The organism is Nocardia rhizosphaerihabitans (genome assembly GCF_014646295.1).
In the GTDB taxonomy this organism is placed as follows: domain Bacteria; phylum Actinomycetota; class Actinomycetes; order Mycobacteriales; family Mycobacteriaceae; genus Nocardia; species Nocardia rhizosphaerihabitans.
This window is the reverse complement of record NZ_BMNE01000001.1, coordinates 1,195,873-1,211,688: the sequence shown is the minus strand read 5'-3', so window position 1 is coordinate 1,211,688 and position 15,816 is coordinate 1,195,873. Positions and strand designations below refer to the sequence as shown.

The 15,816-nt window shown below is 69.0% G+C and carries 20 protein-coding genes; 15 read left to right on the top strand and 5 right to left on the bottom strand.

Features of this window, described 5'->3' with window-relative positions; all coding sequences use genetic code 11:
• The 9 genes from IEY60_RS05445 (at position 1) to IEY60_RS05405 (ending at position 6,884) form a co-directional block, all read left to right on the top strand.
• Positions 1-705 carry a ribonuclease HII gene (locus tag IEY60_RS05445; RefSeq protein ID WP_189024382.1) on the top strand — a complete coding sequence of 235 codons (705 nt, stop codon included), beginning with the start codon at positions 1-3 and terminating at the stop codon, positions 703-705.
• Between the two features lie 46 nt (positions 706-751).
• Complete coding sequence (locus tag IEY60_RS05440) at positions 752-1,057, top strand: DUF2469 domain-containing protein (protein ID WP_011210678.1); 306 nt, start codon at positions 752-754, stop codon at positions 1,055-1,057.
• Between the two features lie 111 nt (positions 1,058-1,168).
• Complete coding sequence (locus IEY60_RS05435) at positions 1,169-1,525, top strand: YraN family protein (protein ID WP_189024379.1); 357 nt, start codon at positions 1,169-1,171, stop codon at positions 1,523-1,525.
• Entirely contained in the window at positions 1,525-3,033 is a 1,509-nt protein-coding gene (locus tag IEY60_RS05430; protein WP_189024377.1) for a YifB family Mg chelatase-like AAA ATPase, read from the top strand. The genes IEY60_RS05435 and IEY60_RS05430 overlap by 1 nt, the downstream gene beginning before the upstream one ends.
• On the top strand, positions 3,030-4,196 hold the full coding sequence (gene dprA / locus IEY60_RS05425) for a DNA-processing protein DprA (protein WP_229739552.1): 1,167 nt from the start codon (positions 3,030-3,032) through the stop codon (positions 4,194-4,196). The genes IEY60_RS05430 and dprA overlap by 4 nt, the downstream gene beginning before the upstream one ends.
• A gap of 290 nt (positions 4,197-4,486) precedes the next feature.
• Positions 4,487-5,410: a tyrosine recombinase XerC gene (locus IEY60_RS05420; RefSeq protein WP_189024375.1), complete on the top strand. Its 924-nt coding sequence runs from the start codon at positions 4,487-4,489 to the stop codon at positions 5,408-5,410.
• Positions 5,411-5,607: 197 nt separating this feature from the next.
• Complete coding sequence (locus tag IEY60_RS05415) at positions 5,608-5,973, top strand: YidH family protein (RefSeq protein ID WP_189024374.1); 366 nt, start codon at positions 5,608-5,610, stop codon at positions 5,971-5,973.
• Positions 5,970-6,278, top strand: a complete 309-nt coding sequence (locus tag IEY60_RS05410; RefSeq protein WP_189024372.1) for a DUF202 domain-containing protein — start codon at positions 5,970-5,972, stop codon at positions 6,276-6,278. The genes IEY60_RS05415 and IEY60_RS05410 overlap by 4 nt, the downstream gene beginning before the upstream one ends.
• Before the next feature lie 237 nt (positions 6,279-6,515).
• Entirely contained in the window at positions 6,516-6,884 is a 369-nt protein-coding gene (locus IEY60_RS05405) for a GatB/YqeY domain-containing protein (RefSeq protein ID WP_189024370.1), read from the top strand.
• Positions 6,885-6,904: 20 nt separating this feature from the next.
• Here the strand turns inward: IEY60_RS05405 and IEY60_RS05400 are convergent, their stop codons facing one another.
• From IEY60_RS05400 to IEY60_RS05390, 3 genes are all read right to left on the bottom strand, one after another.
• Positions 6,905-7,417, bottom strand: a complete 513-nt coding sequence (locus IEY60_RS05400; protein WP_189024368.1) for a DUF1990 domain-containing protein — start codon at positions 7,415-7,417, stop codon at positions 6,905-6,907.
• Between the two features lie 57 nt (positions 7,418-7,474).
• Positions 7,475-7,951 carry a M23 family metallopeptidase gene (locus tag IEY60_RS05395; protein WP_189024976.1) on the bottom strand — a complete coding sequence of 159 codons (477 nt, stop codon included), beginning with the start codon at positions 7,949-7,951 and terminating at the stop codon, positions 7,475-7,477.
• Between the two features lie 121 nt (positions 7,952-8,072).
• The gene (locus IEY60_RS05390) at positions 8,073-8,528 is read right to left on the bottom strand and encodes a hypothetical protein (RefSeq protein WP_189024366.1); all 456 of its coding nucleotides are present in this window, start codon (positions 8,526-8,528) and stop codon (positions 8,073-8,075) included.
• A 395-nt stretch (positions 8,529-8,923) separates the two neighbouring features.
• Between IEY60_RS05390 and rpsB the strand changes: the two genes are divergently transcribed.
• The 5 genes from rpsB to IEY60_RS05365 all read left to right on the top strand — a co-directional run bounded on the left by rpsB (position 8,924) and on the right by IEY60_RS05365 (position 13,295).
• The gene (rpsB, locus tag IEY60_RS05385) at positions 8,924-9,787 is read left to right on the top strand and encodes a 30S ribosomal protein S2 (RefSeq protein ID WP_189024364.1); all 864 of its coding nucleotides are present in this window, start codon (positions 8,924-8,926) and stop codon (positions 9,785-9,787) included.
• Between the two features lie 108 nt (positions 9,788-9,895).
• Complete coding sequence (gene tsf / locus IEY60_RS05380) at positions 9,896-10,720, top strand: translation elongation factor Ts (protein ID WP_189024362.1); 825 nt, start codon at positions 9,896-9,898, stop codon at positions 10,718-10,720.
• A gap of 232 nt (positions 10,721-10,952) precedes the next feature.
• Positions 10,953-11,681 carry a UMP kinase gene (gene pyrH, locus IEY60_RS05375; protein ID WP_189024361.1) on the top strand — a complete coding sequence of 243 codons (729 nt, stop codon included), beginning with the start codon at positions 10,953-10,955 and terminating at the stop codon, positions 11,679-11,681.
• 49 nt (positions 11,682-11,730) lie between these two features.
• Positions 11,731-12,288 (top strand): ribosome recycling factor, encoded by a 558-nt coding sequence (frr, locus tag IEY60_RS05370; RefSeq protein WP_030202900.1) that lies wholly within the window; start codon positions 11,731-11,733, stop codon positions 12,286-12,288.
• A gap of 50 nt (positions 12,289-12,338) precedes the next feature.
• Positions 12,339-13,295, top strand: coding sequence for a phosphatidate cytidylyltransferase (locus IEY60_RS05365; protein WP_373291668.1), 957 nt, complete (start codon positions 12,339-12,341; stop codon positions 13,293-13,295).
• A gap of 9 nt (positions 13,296-13,304) precedes the next feature.
• On the opposite strand, the gene IEY60_RS05360 is transcribed toward IEY60_RS05365, so the two are convergent.
• The gene (locus IEY60_RS05360) at positions 13,305-13,676 is read right to left on the bottom strand and encodes a LapA family protein (RefSeq protein WP_189024359.1); all 372 of its coding nucleotides are present in this window, start codon (positions 13,674-13,676) and stop codon (positions 13,305-13,307) included.
• Positions 13,677-13,789: 113 nt separating this feature from the next.
• Here IEY60_RS05360 and rlmN point away from each other — a divergent pair, with 113 nt between their 5' ends.
• Positions 13,790-14,899: a dual-specificity RNA methyltransferase RlmN gene (rlmN, locus tag IEY60_RS05355; RefSeq protein ID WP_189024357.1), complete on the top strand. Its 1,110-nt coding sequence runs from the start codon at positions 13,790-13,792 to the stop codon at positions 14,897-14,899.
• A 4-nt stretch (positions 14,900-14,903) separates the two neighbouring features.
• Here the strand turns inward: rlmN and IEY60_RS05350 are convergent, their stop codons facing one another.
• The gene (locus IEY60_RS05350) at positions 14,904-15,707 is read right to left on the bottom strand and encodes a transglutaminase-like domain-containing protein (protein ID WP_189024355.1); all 804 of its coding nucleotides are present in this window, start codon (positions 15,705-15,707) and stop codon (positions 14,904-14,906) included.
• Positions 15,708-15,816 lie beyond the last annotated feature (109 nt).

Genomic DNA, 15,816 nt, shown 5'->3' with positions numbered 1-15,816 from the left:
GTGGGGCAGGATCGGACCAACTGGCCGCCGCGGGTGGTGATGCGCAGGGCCGGGGGACTACGCACACTCGAGGCGGCGCTCATCCGCGGCGGCCTCGGCCCGGTGGCCGGCGTCGACGAGGCGGGCCGCGGCCCGTGCGCCGGGCCGCTGGTGGTCGCCGCGTGCCTGCTGGCGCCCAAGGCCTACGACAAGCTGTCCGGGCTCGACGACTCCAAGAAACTGACCGAGGCGACCCGTGAGGAGCTGTTCCCGGTCGTCCAGCGGTTGGCGCTGGCGTGGAGCGTTGTGGTGGTGCCCGCCTGGGAGATCGACTCCATCGGCATCCACGTCGCCAATATCGAGGGCATGCGCCGGGCCGTCGCCGGTCTCGGCCACACCCCCGGCTACATCCTGACCGACGGTTTCAAGGTCCCCGGCCTGCCCGCACCGTCGCTGCCGGTCATCGGCGGCGACGGGACCGCGGCCTGTATCGCCGCGGCGAGCATCCTGGCCAAGGTGACCAGGGATCGGATGATGGTCGAGCTCGACGGGCAACTGCCCGGATACGGATTCGCCGCGCACAAGGGCTACAACACGCCCGAGCACACCGCCGCGTTGCGGCAGCTCGGACCGAGCACCGAACATCGCCGGTCCTGGCGCAATGTGCGCGAACTCGAGGTGCCGGGCGGTAGCCGAGTGGCTTCCCGCGCCGCGCATGCGCGATGATGTCCACTATGAACGCGGCGCTGCTAGAAGGAGGACGGCCCACCCGATGAGTGCTGAGGACCTCGAGAAGTACGAAACCGAGATGGAACTGTCGCTGTACCGCGAGTACAAGGACATCGTCGGCCAGTTCTCGTACGTGGTGGAGACCGAACGTCGCTTCTACCTGGCCAATTCTGTCGAATTGCGGCCGCAGAACGCCGACGGCGAGGTCTACTTCGAAGTGCGGATGAGCGATGCGTGGGTGTGGGACATGTACCGTCCCGCGCGCTTCGTCAAGCACGTGCGAGTGATCACCTTCAAGGATGTGAACATCGAAGAGCTGGAGAAGCCCGACCTCCGTCTGCCGGAGTGAGGGCGCACCGTCGGCCTGGGGTTGTCCACAGGCCGACGGTTGTCCACAGGTTTGTTGTCCGCCCAGGTCGGCGGGCGGATGCCGTCAGTGCGAGTCGGCATGCTTCGACTCGTGGCAGACAAACAGGCGCTCGGCGCATACGGGGAGAAGCTGGCCGCGCAGTACCTGCGTGAGTCGGGAATGGAGATCGTCGCCCGCAACTGGCGATGCCGGTACGGCGAGCTGGACCTGATCGTCCAGGACCCGACGATCACGGCCTTCGTCGAGGTGAAGACGCGATCGGGGCTGGGATTCGGGACACCGGCCGAATCGGTCACTTTCAGCAAACAGCAGCGGATTCGTCGGCTCGCGCTGCTGTGGCTGGCCCAGCAGGAAGGGCCGTGGCGGCGTATCCGGTTCGACGTCGTGTCGGTGCTGGTCCCGCGGGGGCATCGGCCGGTCATCGACCACCTGGCTGGGGCGTTCTGATGGCGCTCGGTCGGGCGTTGTCGGTGGCGGTGACCGGTGTCGACGGTCAGCTGGTGGAGATCGAGGCCGATATCGGTCAAGGTCTTCCTTCGGTGAATCTGGTCGGCCTGCCCGACACGGCACTGCAGGAGTCGCGCAACCGGGTGCGCTCCGCGGTCGCCAATACGGGGGAGAAGTGGCCGGACGGGCGGGTGATCCTGGCACTTTCCCCGGCCACGCTGCCGAAAGTAGGCAGTGTCTACGATCTGGCGCTGGCGGTCTCGGTGCTCGACGCCTCCGGTGCCGTGCCGGGGGAGCGGCTGGCCAAGACGGTGCTGCTCGGTGAGCTGGCCCTCGACGGCCGGGTGCGCCGGGTGCGTGGGGTGCTGCCCGCCGTCATTGCGGCGCGTACCGCGGGATTGCCGACCGTGGTGGTGCCGGCGGAAGCGGTGGCCGAAGCGGGGTTGGTCGAGGGGATCGAGGTGCTCGGCGCGACGAGTTTGCGGGCGGTGGTCACCTGGTTGCGTGGCGAAGGCAGCCTGCTGGAACCGGACGGGATCGTGCCGGGGGCGCAGGCGCCCAGCGGCGACCTGAGCGATGTGGTCGGCCAGGACGAGGCGCGCTGGGCGCTGGAAGTCGCGGCGGCGGGTGGTCACCATCTGTTGTTGACCGGTCCGCCCGGCATCGGCAAAACAATGCTGGCGCAACGGCTTCCGGGGTTGCTTCCGCCGCTGTCGGAGGTCGAGTCGCTCGAGGTCACCGCGATCCACTCGATGGCGGGGTCGCTGTCCGCCGAGCAGCCGTTGATCACCCTCGCGCCGTTCGTCGCACCGCATCACTCGACGTCGGTGACCGCGATGATCGGCGGCGGTTCCGGGATGGCCAGGCCAGGGGCGGTCAGCCGGGCGCATCGGGGCGTGCTGTTTCTCGACGAATGCGCGGAGATCGGCACGAAAGTGCTGGAGGCACTGCGTACTCCGCTCGAGGAGGGAGAGGTGCGGATCGCCCGGCGTGATGGTGTCGCGCGCTACCCGGCCCGGTTCCAGCTCATGCTGGCCGCGAACCCCTGCCCGTGCGCGCCTGCCCGGGATGTCGACTGCATCTGCGCGCCGCTGGCTCGGCGTCGCTATCTCGGCAAGCTGTCCGGTCCACTGCTGGACCGCATCGATATCTGGGTGCAGATGCGCGGTCAGGCAGGCGCGACTTTCGGTGACGAGCCGGCCGAGACCAGCGCCACCGTGGCGGCACGGGTGGCGCAGGCCAGGGCGCTGGCCGCGCAGCGCTGGAGCGCCGACGGGTGGGTGACGAATGCCGAAGTGCCCGGCCATATTCTGCGACAACGGTTCCGGCTGCCCCGCGAGTCGATCGCGCCGGTCGAGACGGCATTGCGGCTGGGCCGGATGTCGGCCCGTGGTGCGGACCGGGCGATCCGGGTCGCCTGGACGATCTGCGACCTGCGCGGCGGTGAGGTCCCGTCTGTTCAGGATGTGTTGTCGGCCTTGAACTTCCGGCAACGGGGTGCGCAGTGAGCGGGCTGTGTGCCGGAACGGTGGACCTCGACATCGACGAGCGCCGGCTCGCGTGGGTGTACCTGTCGCGGGTGGTGCAGGGGCCGTGTGCGCCGTTGTCGGCCTTGATCGCCTCGGTCGGGGTGCGCGAGGCGGCACGGGCCGTGCGCGAGCACGAACTGCCGGAAGCACTGCGCGGACCGACTGCTGCCCGCCGTGAGATCGATACGGCAGCAGCCGATCTGGACGCGATGGCGCGGCTGGGAGGGCGGGTAATCACGCCGGACGACGACGAATGGCCCGGCTGGCGGATGCTCGGACTGGATCAACTCGACACCGACCGCGATCGCGAAGGTGCGGTGCCGCTCGTGCTGTGGGCCCGCGGCCCGCTGTCCCTGCAGGCCGCGTCCGAACGCGCTGTCGCCGTGGTCGGTTCGCGATGCAGCAGCGGCTACGGCGTGCAGGTGGCCGGCGAGATCGCCTGCGAACTGGCCGGGCGGGGCTGGACCATCGTCTCCGGTGCGGCATTCGGCATCGATGCGGCCGCACACCGGGCGGCGCTCGCCGTCGGCGGTTCGACCGTCGCCGTCCTCGCCTGCGGCGTCGACCGGCCGTACCCCGCCCAGCACGACCGCCTGCTCGCCGCCATCGCCGACACCGGCCTCGTCCTCAGTGAATATCCCCCGGGAACGACCGCGCAGAAACACCGCTTCCTGGCCCGCAACCGGCTCATCGCGACCCTCGGCGACGGCGTCCTCGTCGTCGAAGCAGGCCTGCGCAGCGGCGCCCGCAACACCGTGAAATGGGCCCGCCGCCTCGGCAGACCGGCCATGGCAGTCCCCGGCCCCGTCGGGTCCGCCTCGTCGGCAGGCTGCCACCGCATGATCCGCGAGGGCGAAGCACTCCTCGTCACCCGCGCCGAAGACGTCATCGACGAAGCAGGCCCACTCCGCCTCCCGGTCGCCGACACCACCACCGACCCCGCAGCGCACCTGCGCGGCGCCGAAGCCGACGTCTACGCGGCGCTCCCCGCCATCGGCTCCCGCCTTCCCCTGGAACTAGCCCAGCAATCCGGCCTCGACCTCGCCACCGTGCGCGCCGTCCTCCCCGGCCTGGAACTCGCCGACCTGGCCGGCTGCGATTCCGACGGATGGTTCCGCACCCGAGGCCGCGGCATGAAATGAGCCCGGTGGCATCGGCAGGCGCTACCAGATCGGGTGGGGCTGCGATTCCAATGGATGGTTCCGCACCGGAGGCCGCCGCACGGAGCGAAAGGTGCGCGCAGTGTTTCGGAACTGAGGTCGGACCGGTGTGATCGGGCATGCCTGGCAGGTGTCGCGCGCGATCGAACGATGTGGACAGGCCGGGGCGAGGTCCGGTACCGGGACGTGCATCGTGGGCGCGAGGCGACGGTGGTTTGTCTGGTGCGGCGTGGTGGGTTGCGTGGGGTGATGGGAAGGGTCACGGTGGGGGAATGGATGTGTTGCCCGATGATCTGACTGCGCTGCTCACCGAGTTCGGGCGGCATTTGCGGTTGGGGCGGAATCGGTCGGCGCATACGGTGCGGGCTTATCTCGGAGATGTGCGGTCGCTGCTGGAGCATCTGTACGCGCGGTCGGCTGATTCGGCCGTGCGTGAGCTGGATCTGCCGTTGTTGCGGTCGTGGCTGGCCGAGCTCGCCGCGTCGGGCGCGGCGCGGACGACATTGTCCCGGCGTGCCTCTGCCGCAAAGACTTTCACCGCGTGGCTGACCGAGACCGGGCGCTTGGCCGTCGACCCGGGGTTGCGGTTGCAAGCGCCGCGAGCACATCGGGTATTGCCTGCCGTGCTGGCACAGGGGCAGGCGGTGCGGGCCATGGATGCCGCGGAATCCGGTGCAGCCCAGCAGGATCCGATGGCGCTACGGGATCGGCTGATCGTGGAGTTGTTGTACGCCACCGGAATCCGGGTCAGCGAGCTGTGCGGGCTCGATATCGACGACATCGATCGGGAACGCCGGCTCGTCCGGGTTCTCGGCAAGGGAAACAAGGAGCGTTCGGTGCCGTTCGGTGGTCCCGCCGACACCGCGCTCGACGCCTGGCTCCGAGCGGGCCGCCCCTCCCTCGTCAACGAACACTCCGGCCGAGCGCTCCTCCTCGGACAACGCGGCCGCCGCCTGGACCAACGCCAAGCCCGCACCGTCGTCCACGAGGTCGTCGCGGCAATCCCCGGCGCACCCGACATGGGCCCGCACGGACTACGCCACACCGCAGCCACCCACCTCCTCGAGGGCGGTGCCGACCTCCGAGTCGTCCAGGAACTACTGGGCCACGCCAGCATGGCAACCACCCAGCTCTACACCCACGTCTCGGTAGAGCGCCTCAAACGAGTACACGACCAGGCCCACCCCCGCGCGTAACCAGCGCACCCGCGCGTGTAACCGGCGCCCAGGCTCGCACCCGGCGTGCGGCCGCTGCAATCCCGTGCGGTGACGGGCCTACCCGGCGCGTGGCGGGTGCATGCCCGCGTGCGTGATCGGTGGCGGCGCGCCCGCGTCGGGCCGTTGCGGTCGCGCTCCTGATCGGCACGGCAAGATGGGGGACGGAGGTGGTGGTGATGGCGTTGCCCGAGGTCGGGGGCGAATCCGAGGACGGGGAGGACGAGCTCGACTATCGGTTCACCCTCGCCAACGAGCGCACGTTCCTGGCCTGGATCCGGACCGCGCTCGGACTGCTCGCCGGCGGTGTCGCCGTGCATGCCCTGGTCCAGCCACTGCGCCTGGCCGGGTTCGGCGGTGTCATCGCGGTGAGTTGCCTGGTGATGGCGCTCGCGGTGGCGCTCGGCGCATTCCGGCACTGGCGCCAGGTCGATGTCGCGATGCGCCGAGGGCGACCACTTCCCGGCACGATTCTGGTTCCCGTGCTGTCGGTCGGCGTGGCCCTCGTCGCCGCTCTCGCTTGCCTGGCGGTGCTCTTGTCATGACGGCGCCCACCTTGGCGATGGAGCGCACCGCGCTGGCCTGGCGCCGCACCTCCCTCGGCGCGGCGGGCTGCGCCCTCCTGTTCGCCCACCAGGTCACCCGCGACGGCTGGCCGACCAACACGCTCCCGCTGGCCGCCGCCCTGGTGGCCTTGCTGCTGAGCTTCCTCGGTTGGTCACGCGGTCGCGCACTCCACCACGGGCAGGTGAGTACGGGCGGCCGTGTCGTGGTGACCGCAACGCTCGCGGTGGCAGCCATCACGCTCATCGCCGTCAGCGGCGTACTGGTCGACTGGCTGCTTGACTGAGCCTCGCAGAACCGAGCGGCATGGGGACCGCGCGGCGTGGGGACCGCGCGGCGTGGGGACCGCGCGAACGCAATCCCGTCGGGTACTGCTCTCACCCAGCGCTTGTCCCTGCAGCATTGAACGCCTTATCGCCTGCCGCAATTCGTGCGCAGTTGCCCGACCTCGACTTCCACACCATGCCTACTGCGGTGAGAACTCGCTCGACGCTCCCCGGACCGGCAATTAGGCTCGTCGAGCATGACCCCCGGAGTGTCGGACCAGCCTGACTCAGCCCTGCGCGAGCGGCTGCGCGCCGCCTTGAAGCCCGCGATGCGGGCCCGCGACCGCAGTGCGATCTCGGCACTGCGCTCCGCGCTGGGCGCGATCGACAACGCCGAGGCGATCGACGCCGCAGAGGTGAAAGCCGGTGCGCTGGAAGACAGTGCGGTCGGCCTCGGCGCCGCCGAAGCCCGCCGCCGCGACCTCACCGAAGCCGACATCGCCGACATCGTGCGTCGTGAAATCGGCGAAAGACGAGACGCCGCAGCCGAATACGACCGCCTCGGCGCCACCGACCGCCGCGACTCCCTGACCGCCGAAGCGGACACCCTCGCCGCCCTGCTCTGACCACCGCGCCGACGACGGGCTCAGTTGTTCGTCGGCAGGGTGTTCAGGTAGCGGTGGGCGAACCAGCGCTGGATCAGCCGGACTACAGGACCGCCCAGCCGCGCATACCAGGTACCTGGCCGGGAGAAGGCGGTGACCAGTCCGTACACCGTGTCGTCGGTGGGGTCGTATTCGACGGCGAACAGTTCCTCACCCACCTCGGGATGTCCGGGGAGCGTGCCGTATGCGAACCCCCGCCGATCTGGTTCGTCCAGGACGTAGACCACCCGGCAGGGCGCGACGATGCCGATCGGGCCGAGACCGATCCGGACCGTCAATTCCGTTCCCGCCACCGCGGTTTCGGTGTCGGCGCGCTCGAAGACGCCGGAGCCCTTCTGTATCCCGAAGCCGAGGATGTGCGTCGCGGCCCGGTCGAACAGATCGCGGCCGTGGCCGAGCGGCCGCCGATGCGCGAACCGGTGGTAGCCGGGCGGGAAGGTCGCCCGAGTGGCACCCACCTCGGGGTAGGTGAACGGCGCTGATTCCTCTGACACACCCTGATTGTCGTCCCGCGATCGAGGTCGATGTACTCGGTGTGGCCGAGTGGTTCGTCACAGCACCGCCTCCAGCGGCTTCAACCGGACCGGCACTTCGTGCAGCAGACCCAGCGGATCGACATATTCGCGCCTGCCGTGCTCGCTCGCCTCCCGCCGCGCGCCCCAATGCAAACAGGCGGTGGCCGGGCACCCCTCATGCCCGGCCACCAACGTGCCGATCGGCGTTCCCCTGCTCACCCGTCTTCCGACGATGACTTGCGCTTGCACCGGTTCGTAGGTCGTGCGCAGACCGCCGGGATGGTCGATGGACACCACCGGCTTGTCCGCGACCACCCCCGCGAACACCACGATGCCGTCGCCCGCGGCAAGCACCACCTGCCCTGCGCTACCGGCCAGATCCACCCCGCGATGCCCGGGCAGCCAGTTCCGTTCCGGTTTGTCGAAGCGTCGTTCGACGCTCGGCCTCGGCCGCAACGGCCACCCGAACACCCCCACCTCCGTTGCACCGACCGGCGCCGCGCCCCCGAGCATCACCGTCACCAGCCACAGCGCCGCGACACTGTGCCCGGCTACCCGACGTTTGCCGATGACGGTCCTCGCGAGGCCGGTGGCCGGAGAGACCCATGCGCGCACAGGAGTCCCCACACCGAACTCAGCGATGCGGCCGAGGCGCAGGCACCCGCTGCGGCGTCGCGAGTGTCCGCACGAGATCACGCAGCACCGCAGGCAACTCCGCCGCCGACCCGCTCCCACCGCCACGGACGATGATCTCGACCTCGACCTGAGCTGCCGGGCGCCCCGCTTCCCCGCGCGCCGACGCAGGCGCACCGGTCAGATCGTGGACCGTGACCCGGACCGGAACCGGCGCGGGAACGGCCCCATCGCGCGAGGGAACCGCGGGTACGGCCCCTTCGTGGGCGGCAACGGTCGGTCCCGCTGCCCCGTGCCGCTCCGGTGGCGTAGTGGGCGAAACGGCACCACCACCGCCCGAGCACACCGGCGTGATCGGTACCCGATCACCGGGGTGAGCCGCGACAGGCGCCGCCAGCACCCCCGCCGCGCACACCAGCGGAAACGTGCAGATCAGAGTTCGCGTGAAGATGTTCATGCACCTACTCTCGGCGCCGGACAACCTGCCCGGCGGCCCCGTTCGCCGAATGTGGACAACTCCGCCACATGTGGATACCGCGCACTTCACCGCGGGTATGGGCGGTCCGCGCACGGGGGCGATTTCGGCCCTGGCCTAGGTCCGCGTAGACTGATCAACGCGGTTTGTGCACAGCACGGACCGACTTCGCGCGCCACCCGTGCTCGTCCATCCGGTCGTCGCTCGTTATGCAGACGGTCCGCGAGGGCATGTCAGCGCGAGTTCTCCAGCGGATGAACAGTGAAATCGTCGGCTGGTCCCGGTTTTTCGATCGGGTCCGGCGGTTTCGGTGGCGCCAGGGCAGTCGATCGCCGATCGGCTGCGTCAACCGGCAACGAAAGAGAGATACGGGAGCTATGGCTGTCGTAACTATGAAGCAGCTGCTCGACAGCGGCGCGCACTTCGGGCACCAGACTCGTCGGTGGAACCCGAAGATGAAGCGGTTCATCTTCACCGACCGCAACGGCATCTACATCATCGACCTGCAGCAGACGCTGACCTACATCGACAAGGCCTACGAGTTCGTCAAGGAGACCGTCGCCCACGGTGGCACCGTTCTCTTCGTCGGCACCAAGAAGCAGGCCCAGGAGTCGATCGCGGCCGAGGCGACTCGCGTCGGGATGCCCTACGTCAACCAGCGCTGGCTGGGTGGCATGCTCACCAACTTCTCGACCGTCCACAAGCGCCTGCAGCGCCTGAAGGAGCTCGAGGCCATGGAGCAGACCGGTGGCTTCGAGGGTCGCACCAAGAAGGAAATCCTCATGCTGACGCGTGAGATGACCAAGCTGGATCGCACCCTCGGTGGTATCCGCGACATGGCCAAGGTGCCCTCGGCCATCTGGGTCGTCGACACCAACAAGGAGCACATCGCCGTCGGCGAGGCTCGCAAGCTGAACATCCCGGTCATCGCGATCCTGGACACCAACTGCGATCCCGACCTGGTCGACTACCCGATCCCGGGTAACGACGACGCGATCCGTTCCGCCGCTCTGCTCACCAAGGTCGTCGCCTCCGCGGTGGCCGAGGGCGTGCAGGCCCGCGCGGGCCAGGCTTCCGGCGACGCGAAGCCCGAGGCCGGCGCCGGTGAGCCGCTCGCCGAGTGGGAGCAGGAGCTGCTGGCTCAGGCGACCCCGGCCGCCGAAGCTGCCGTCGAGACGCCCGCCGAGGCCGAGGCCGAGGTCAAGGCCGACCCGGCGCAGCACACCCCGGCCGACTTCTGAGCTGATCGGTAGCTCTACGTTCACCTTGCCGGCCCTTCTGAATTCAGAAGCGGTCGGCAAGGTGGTGTAAACACCCAAGCACCCCACACACGAGGAGGCTCGCCCCCGATGGCGAACTACACCGCTGCTGACGTGAAGCGGCTCCGCGAGCTCACCGGCTCCGGCATGATGGACTGCAAGAACGCGCTGGCCGAGTCCGACGGCGATTTCGACAAGGCCGTCGAGGTGCTGCGCATCAAGGGCGCCAAGGATGTCGGCAAGCGCGCCGAGCGCGCGACCGCCGAGGGTCTGGTCATCGCCAAGGACGGCGTCATGGTCGAGATCAACTCCGAGACCGACTTCGTCGCCAAGAACGCCGAGTTCCAGGAGCTGGCCGAGGCCGTCGTCACCGCTGCCGCCGCAGGCAAGCCGGCCGACCTCGAGGCCCTGAAGGCGCTCAAGCTCGACAACGGCACCGTCGACGAGGCCGTGCAGGCGCTGGCCGCCAAGATCGGCGAGAAGCTGGAACTGCGTCGCGTCGTCTCCTTCGACGGCCCGGTCGCCACCTACCTGCACAAGCGTGCTTCGGACCTGCCGCCGGCCGTCGGCGTGCTGGTCGAGTACACCGGTGAAGGCGATGCCGCCGCCGAGGCCGCCCGCGCCGCCGCCATGCAGGTCGCCGCGCTCAAGGCCCGCTACGTCACCCGTGACGAGGTCCCGGCCGAGCTGGTCGAGAACGAGCGTCGCGTCGCCGAGGCGACCGCCCGTGAAGAGGGCAAGCCGGAGGCCGCGCTGCCGAAGATCACCGAGGGCCGTGTCAACGGCTTCTTCAAGGACGTCGTCCTGCTCGAGCAGGCGTCGGTCACCGATTCGAAGAAGACCGTCAAGGCCCTTCTGGACGAGGCCGGTGTCACCCTGACCCGCTTCGCCCGCTTCGAGGTCGGCCAGGCCTGATCCGCCTGAACGAGAGCCCCTCGGGAGCAGCCAACGTCTGCCCCCGAGGGGCTCTTGCCGATTCCTGGCGGCAGCTGCCCCCGGTTCCGGGGTACCCGCCTCGCGCAAGGGGGTCTTGTGCGGCGGCAAGAACCGGATAAGGCAGGATGGATGCCGCTTCGCCTTGCTGTGCGGCCGATTCGCGTGCCCGCAGTTCGACCGATCTCAATCTCGCCGAAGGAGACGAACACCCATGACCGACCCGGGTAACGACCGCCCTGGATACAACCGGGTGCTGCTCAAGCTGGGTGGGGAGATGTTCGGTGGCGGCGGGGTCGGTCTCGACCCCGATGTCGTGCAGACCGTGGCCGAGCAGATCGCCGAGATCGTCGAGACCGGTGTGCAGGTGGCCGTGGTGATCGGTGGCGGCAACTTCTTCCGCGGCGCCGAGCTGGAGGAGCGCGGCATGGAACGCGCCCGCTCGGACTACATGGGCATGCTCGGCACCGTGATGAACAGCCTTGCGCTGCAGGACTTCCTGCAGCAGCAGGGGGTGGACACGCGCGTGCAGACCGCCATCACGATGGGTCAGGTCGCCGAGCCGTACCTCCCGCTGCGCGCCAAGCGGCACCTCGAGAAGGGCCGCGTCGTGATCTTCGGTGCGGGCATGGGCATGCCCTACTTCTCCACCGACACCACCGCCGCCCAGCGCGCGCTCGAAATCGGCGCCGACGTGGTGCTGATGGCGAAGGCAGTCGACGGCGTGTTCGACGCCGACCCGCGCGTGGACGAGAACGCGAGCATGTACACCGAGATCACGTACAAGGAAGTGCTCGAGAAGGGCCTGAAGGTGGCAGATGCCACGTGCTTCAGTCTCTGCATGGACAACCAGATGCCGATTCTGGTGTTCAATCTGTTGACCAAGGGCAATATTGCCCGCGCAGTCGCCGGTGAACACATCGGCACCTTGGTTCGGTCCTGATCCCGCAACCGCGGAAGATGACGATGACGACGCTGTGGAGGAACCGGTCGTGATTGATGAAGCGCTCTTCGATGCCGAGGAGAAGATGGAGAAGGCCGTCTCGGTGGCGAAGGACGACCTCGGAACCATTCGCACCGGCCGCGCCAACCCGGGCATGTTCGCCCGCGTCGTGGTCGACTACTACGGCTCGCTGACGCCGATCACCCAGATGTCGAGCATCACCGTGCCGGAGCCGCGCATGGTGGTGATCAAGCCCTACGAGCAGAGCCAGCTCGGCCCGATCGAGAACGCGATCCGCAACTCCGACCTGGGCGTTAACCCGACCAACAACGGTGACATCCTGCGCATCACGGTGCCGCAGCTCACCGAGGAACGTCGCCGCGAGATGGTCAAGATGGCCAAGGGCAAGGGCGAGGACGCCAAGGTCTCGATTCGCAACGTCCGTCGCAAGGCGATGGACGAACTCGGCCGGATCCAGAAGGATGGCGAGGCGGGTGAGGATGAGGTCGGGCGCGCCGAGAAGGAGCTCGACAAGACCACCGCCAAGTACGTGGGCCAGATCGATGAGCTGGTCAAGCACAAGGAAGCCGAACTGCTCGAGGTCTGAGCGCAGATCTCGCCAGTCCCGCTCGTGCGGGGGATGAACGGAACGACGAGTTGAGCGACGGGACAATCGTGGCCGAAGACGCCGCCGCCACCGGAGCGGCACCGGAGCCGACGCCGGACCAGGTCGACACGACCGGCGCGGCGCCGCAGACACCGGACGACGTGGCGCCTGCCGAGCCGCAGGCGCCCACGTCGCGCGCGGGCCGCAACCTGCCCGCCGCGCTGGCGGTCGGCCTCGGCCTCGGCCTGTCGCTGATCGCGATCCTGCTGTTCGTCCCCAAGGTGTTCATCGGGGTGGCCGGCGTCGGGGTTGCCGTGGCGACCTGGGAGGTCGCCAAGCGGCTGCGTGAGGCCGACGTCCTGGTGCCGCGAATCCCGCTGCTGGTCGGTGGTCAGGCGGTGTTCTGGCTCGGCTGGCCGTGGGGTGCGCGCGGGGTGGTCGGCGCGTTCGCCGCGACGGCGCTGGTCTGCATGGTGTGGCGATTGTTCGATCACGGGCTGAACACCGCACCGAAGAACTTCCTGCGCGACACCGCGATCACGCTGTTCACCCTCAGCTGGATTCCGCTGCTCGCCGCGTTCTCGACGCTGCTGCTGCTCGAACCCGACGGCAACCTGCGGGTGCTGACGTTCATGATCCTGGTCGTCTGCTCCGATGTCGGCGGCTACGTCGCCGGCGTGCTGTTCGGCAGGCATCCGATGGTGCCCGCGATCAGCCCCAAGAAGTCGTGGGAGGGGTTCTGCGGTTCGCTGGTGTTCAGCGTGATCGGTGGTCTGCTGACCGTCACCCTGCTGCTCGAGGCGAACTCGATGATCGGTGTGGTGCTCGGTGTCGGCCTGGTGGTCGTGGCCACCTGCGGCGATCTGATCGAGTCGCAGATCAAGCGGGAACTGGGCATCAAGGACATGGGCACGATGCTGCCCGGCCACGGCGGCATCATGGACCGCCTCGACTCGATGCTGCCCTCGGCCTTCGTGTCGTGGCTGGTGCTCAGCGCGCTGCTGTAGTTCGCCGGGTCACGGCTTCTTCGCGGCGTGGCGGAGCTGCAGAATGCGCACGCCACCGACCAGAGCCATCACCAGTGCGCCGGCGATCACCGACAGCAGCACGGTGATGCCGAGCGGCAGCGAGAAGTCCCAGAACAGCATGTTGACCTGGACCTGGTCGAGGTTCTGGATGATGAAGATCAGCACGATGATGCCGATGATCGCGGCCGCGATCAGGGCGATCCAGGTGTAGCCGGTCTTCGAACCGTGGACCCCGGGCGGGGTGGCGCGTTTCGCGGGTGCCCGCGTCTGCTCGTCCCGGCGATGCTTGGCCTCGGTGTGCGCGGTCGCCGGAGGCTCGTGCTCGGCCGGTGACGCCCCTGATTCGGCATTGGTGGACATGGTTCGATCATTGCCGACAGCTATCACCCGTGCACGCATCTTCTCGATAACGGCGTTCGGCGTGGCGGCCCGCCGACCGGGCCCGCTGCCTCGTTTGGGACAATGGTCGAATTATGGCCACCTCCCTGCCCCTCGTGTTCGATGCCCCGCGTCGCGGTATGCCGCCGCGCCACCTCGCCGATCTCGACGCGGACGAACGCAAGGTCGCGGTGCAGGAGCTGGGTCTGCCGAAGTTCCGGGCCGATCAGCTGGCCCGCCAGTACTACGGCAGGCTGCAGGCCGATCCGGCGCAGATGACCGATCTGCCCGCCGACGTGCGCGAGAAGGTCGGCGAGACGCTGTTCCCGCCGCTGCTGTCGGTCGTCCGCCATCTCGCCTGCGACGAGGGCGACACCCGCAAGACGCTCTGGCGTGCTCACGACGGCACCCTGCTCGAGAGCGTGCTCATGCGCTACCCCGACCGCAACACGCTCTGCATCTCGAGCCAAGCGGGCTGCGGCATGGCGTGCCCGTTCTGCGCGACCGGCCAGGCCGGACTGAACCGGAATCTGTCGACGGCGGAGATCGTCGACCAGGTGCGTGCCGCCGCCGCCTCGCTGCGCGACGGTGAGGTGCACGGCGGGCCAGGCCGGCTGTCCAACATCGTATTCATGGGAATGGGCGAGCCGCTGGCCAATTACAAGCGGGTGGTGAACGCGGTCCGCCGGATCACCTCGCCCGCGCCCGACGGCCTCGGCATCTCGCAGCGTTCGGTGACGGTGTCGACCGTCGGCCTCGCCCCCGCGATCCGCAAGCTGGCCGACGAGGACATGTCGGTGCGGCTCGCGGTCTCGCTGCACACGCCCGACGACGAACTGCGCGACACCCTGGTGCCGGTGAACAACCGCTGGTCGATCGCCGAGGTGCTCGACGCCGCCCGGTACTACGCGGACAAGTCCGGTCGCCGGGTGTCGATCGAGTACGCGCTGATCCGCGATGTGAACGATCAGCCGTGGCGGGCGGACATGCTCGGCAAGAAGCTGCACAAGGCGCTCGGCCCGCTCGTCCACGTGAACCTGATCCCGCTCAACCCCACCCCGGGCAGCGAGTGGGATGCCAGCCCGAAGCCGGTCGAGAAGGAATTCGTGCGCCGCGTGATCGCCCAGGGTGTGTCGTGCACGGTGCGCGACACCCGCGGCCAGGAGATCGCCGCCGCCTGCGGTCAGCTCGCCGCCGAAGGCTGATCCGCTATTCGATGCTGATCGGCTGCACGAAGTCGTCGTAGGGGAGCGGGCCGTCGACGAAGGCCTGCACCGACATCGAGTTCAGGGTGATGTCGCCGCCGTGGTTGTCGAGGAAGGCGATATCGGAGGCGTCGCGGCCGGTGGCGATGCGGACCAGGCTCGAGCGCGGCGCCAGGCAGGTCGGATCAAGGGTGCGCCACGCGCCGTCGACGTAGGCCTCGGCGACCGCGTGGAAGTCCATCGGCACGCAGCCGGGGGCATAGACCGCCGCCACGCGCGCGGGCACGCCGACCGCGCGGAGCAGCGCCACCACCAGGTGGGAGAAGTCGCGGCAGACGCCGGTTCCGGACAGTAGCGTCTCGACCGCGCCGTCGATCGGCGCGCTGCTGCCCGAGACGTAGGAGATGCGCCTGCCCACCCACGCCGCGACGCGGGCGGGCATCTCCGGATCGATGATGCCGTAACCGAATTCGGCGGCCGCGTAGCCGAGCAGCTTGTCCGACTCGGCGTAGCGGCTCGGGCGTCGATACAGGGCGATCTCGTAGTCGGTGGCCGGTTCGGGAACGGCTGTGCCGAACACCGTCGCCTGATAGTCGAGGCGTAGCGTACCGGCGCGGGCCTCGAGCACATGGAGCCGGGAATGGTGCGGTCCGATCACCTCGCGCGGGGTGAGGTACTCGCCGTCGAGGACGCATGTCATGGATTCGACCAGGTCGATGCCCGGCTGCCGGGCCACGGCGATCTGCCATTGCAGGACCGTGTCGGCGTGGACCGCGATCTCCAGGGTGGCGGAAACGTCACGTTTCACCGCTCCAGCCTGCCAGGCGGACAGGCGCGAGGCGACTCGAAGGTGCTCGGCTACCCGGGTTCGTGGCGCCAGGACTGGAGCACCGAGCTCGAACACGTTGCGGCCCAGG

Bases quoted from the DNA above. Each gene is read 5' to 3' on its own strand.
- IEY60_RS05440 (WP_011210678.1), top strand. From the start codon at position 752: ATGAGTGCTGAGGACCTCGAGAAGTACGAAACCGAGATGGAACTGTCG.
- IEY60_RS05430 (WP_189024377.1), top strand. From the start codon at position 1,525: ATGGCGCTCGGTCGGGCGTTGTCGGTGGCGGTGACCGGTGTCGACGGT.
- IEY60_RS05420 (WP_189024375.1), top strand. From the start codon at position 4,487: ATGGATGTGTTGCCCGATGATCTGACTGCGCTGCTCACCGAGTTCGGG.
- IEY60_RS05415 (WP_189024374.1), top strand. From the start codon at position 5,608: ATGGCGTTGCCCGAGGTCGGGGGCGAATCCGAGGACGGGGAGGACGAG.
- IEY60_RS05410 (WP_189024372.1), top strand. From the start codon at position 5,970: ATGACGGCGCCCACCTTGGCGATGGAGCGCACCGCGCTGGCCTGGCGC.
- IEY60_RS05405 (WP_189024370.1), top strand. From the start codon at position 6,516: ATGACCCCCGGAGTGTCGGACCAGCCTGACTCAGCCCTGCGCGAGCGG.
- IEY60_RS05395 (WP_189024976.1), bottom strand. From the start codon at position 7,951: ATGCTCGGGGGCGCGGCGCCGGTCGGTGCAACGGAGGTGGGGGTGTTC.
- IEY60_RS05390 (WP_189024366.1), bottom strand. From the start codon at position 8,528: ATGAACATCTTCACGCGAACTCTGATCTGCACGTTTCCGCTGGTGTGC.
- rpsB (WP_189024364.1), top strand. From the start codon at position 8,924: ATGGCTGTCGTAACTATGAAGCAGCTGCTCGACAGCGGCGCGCACTTC.
- tsf (WP_189024362.1), top strand. From the start codon at position 9,896: ATGGCGAACTACACCGCTGCTGACGTGAAGCGGCTCCGCGAGCTCACC.
- pyrH (WP_189024361.1), top strand. From the start codon at position 10,953: ATGACCGACCCGGGTAACGACCGCCCTGGATACAACCGGGTGCTGCTC.
- IEY60_RS05360 (WP_189024359.1), bottom strand. From the start codon at position 13,676: ATGTCCACCAATGCCGAATCAGGGGCGTCACCGGCCGAGCACGAGCCT.
- rlmN (WP_189024357.1), top strand. From the start codon at position 13,790: ATGGCCACCTCCCTGCCCCTCGTGTTCGATGCCCCGCGTCGCGGTATG.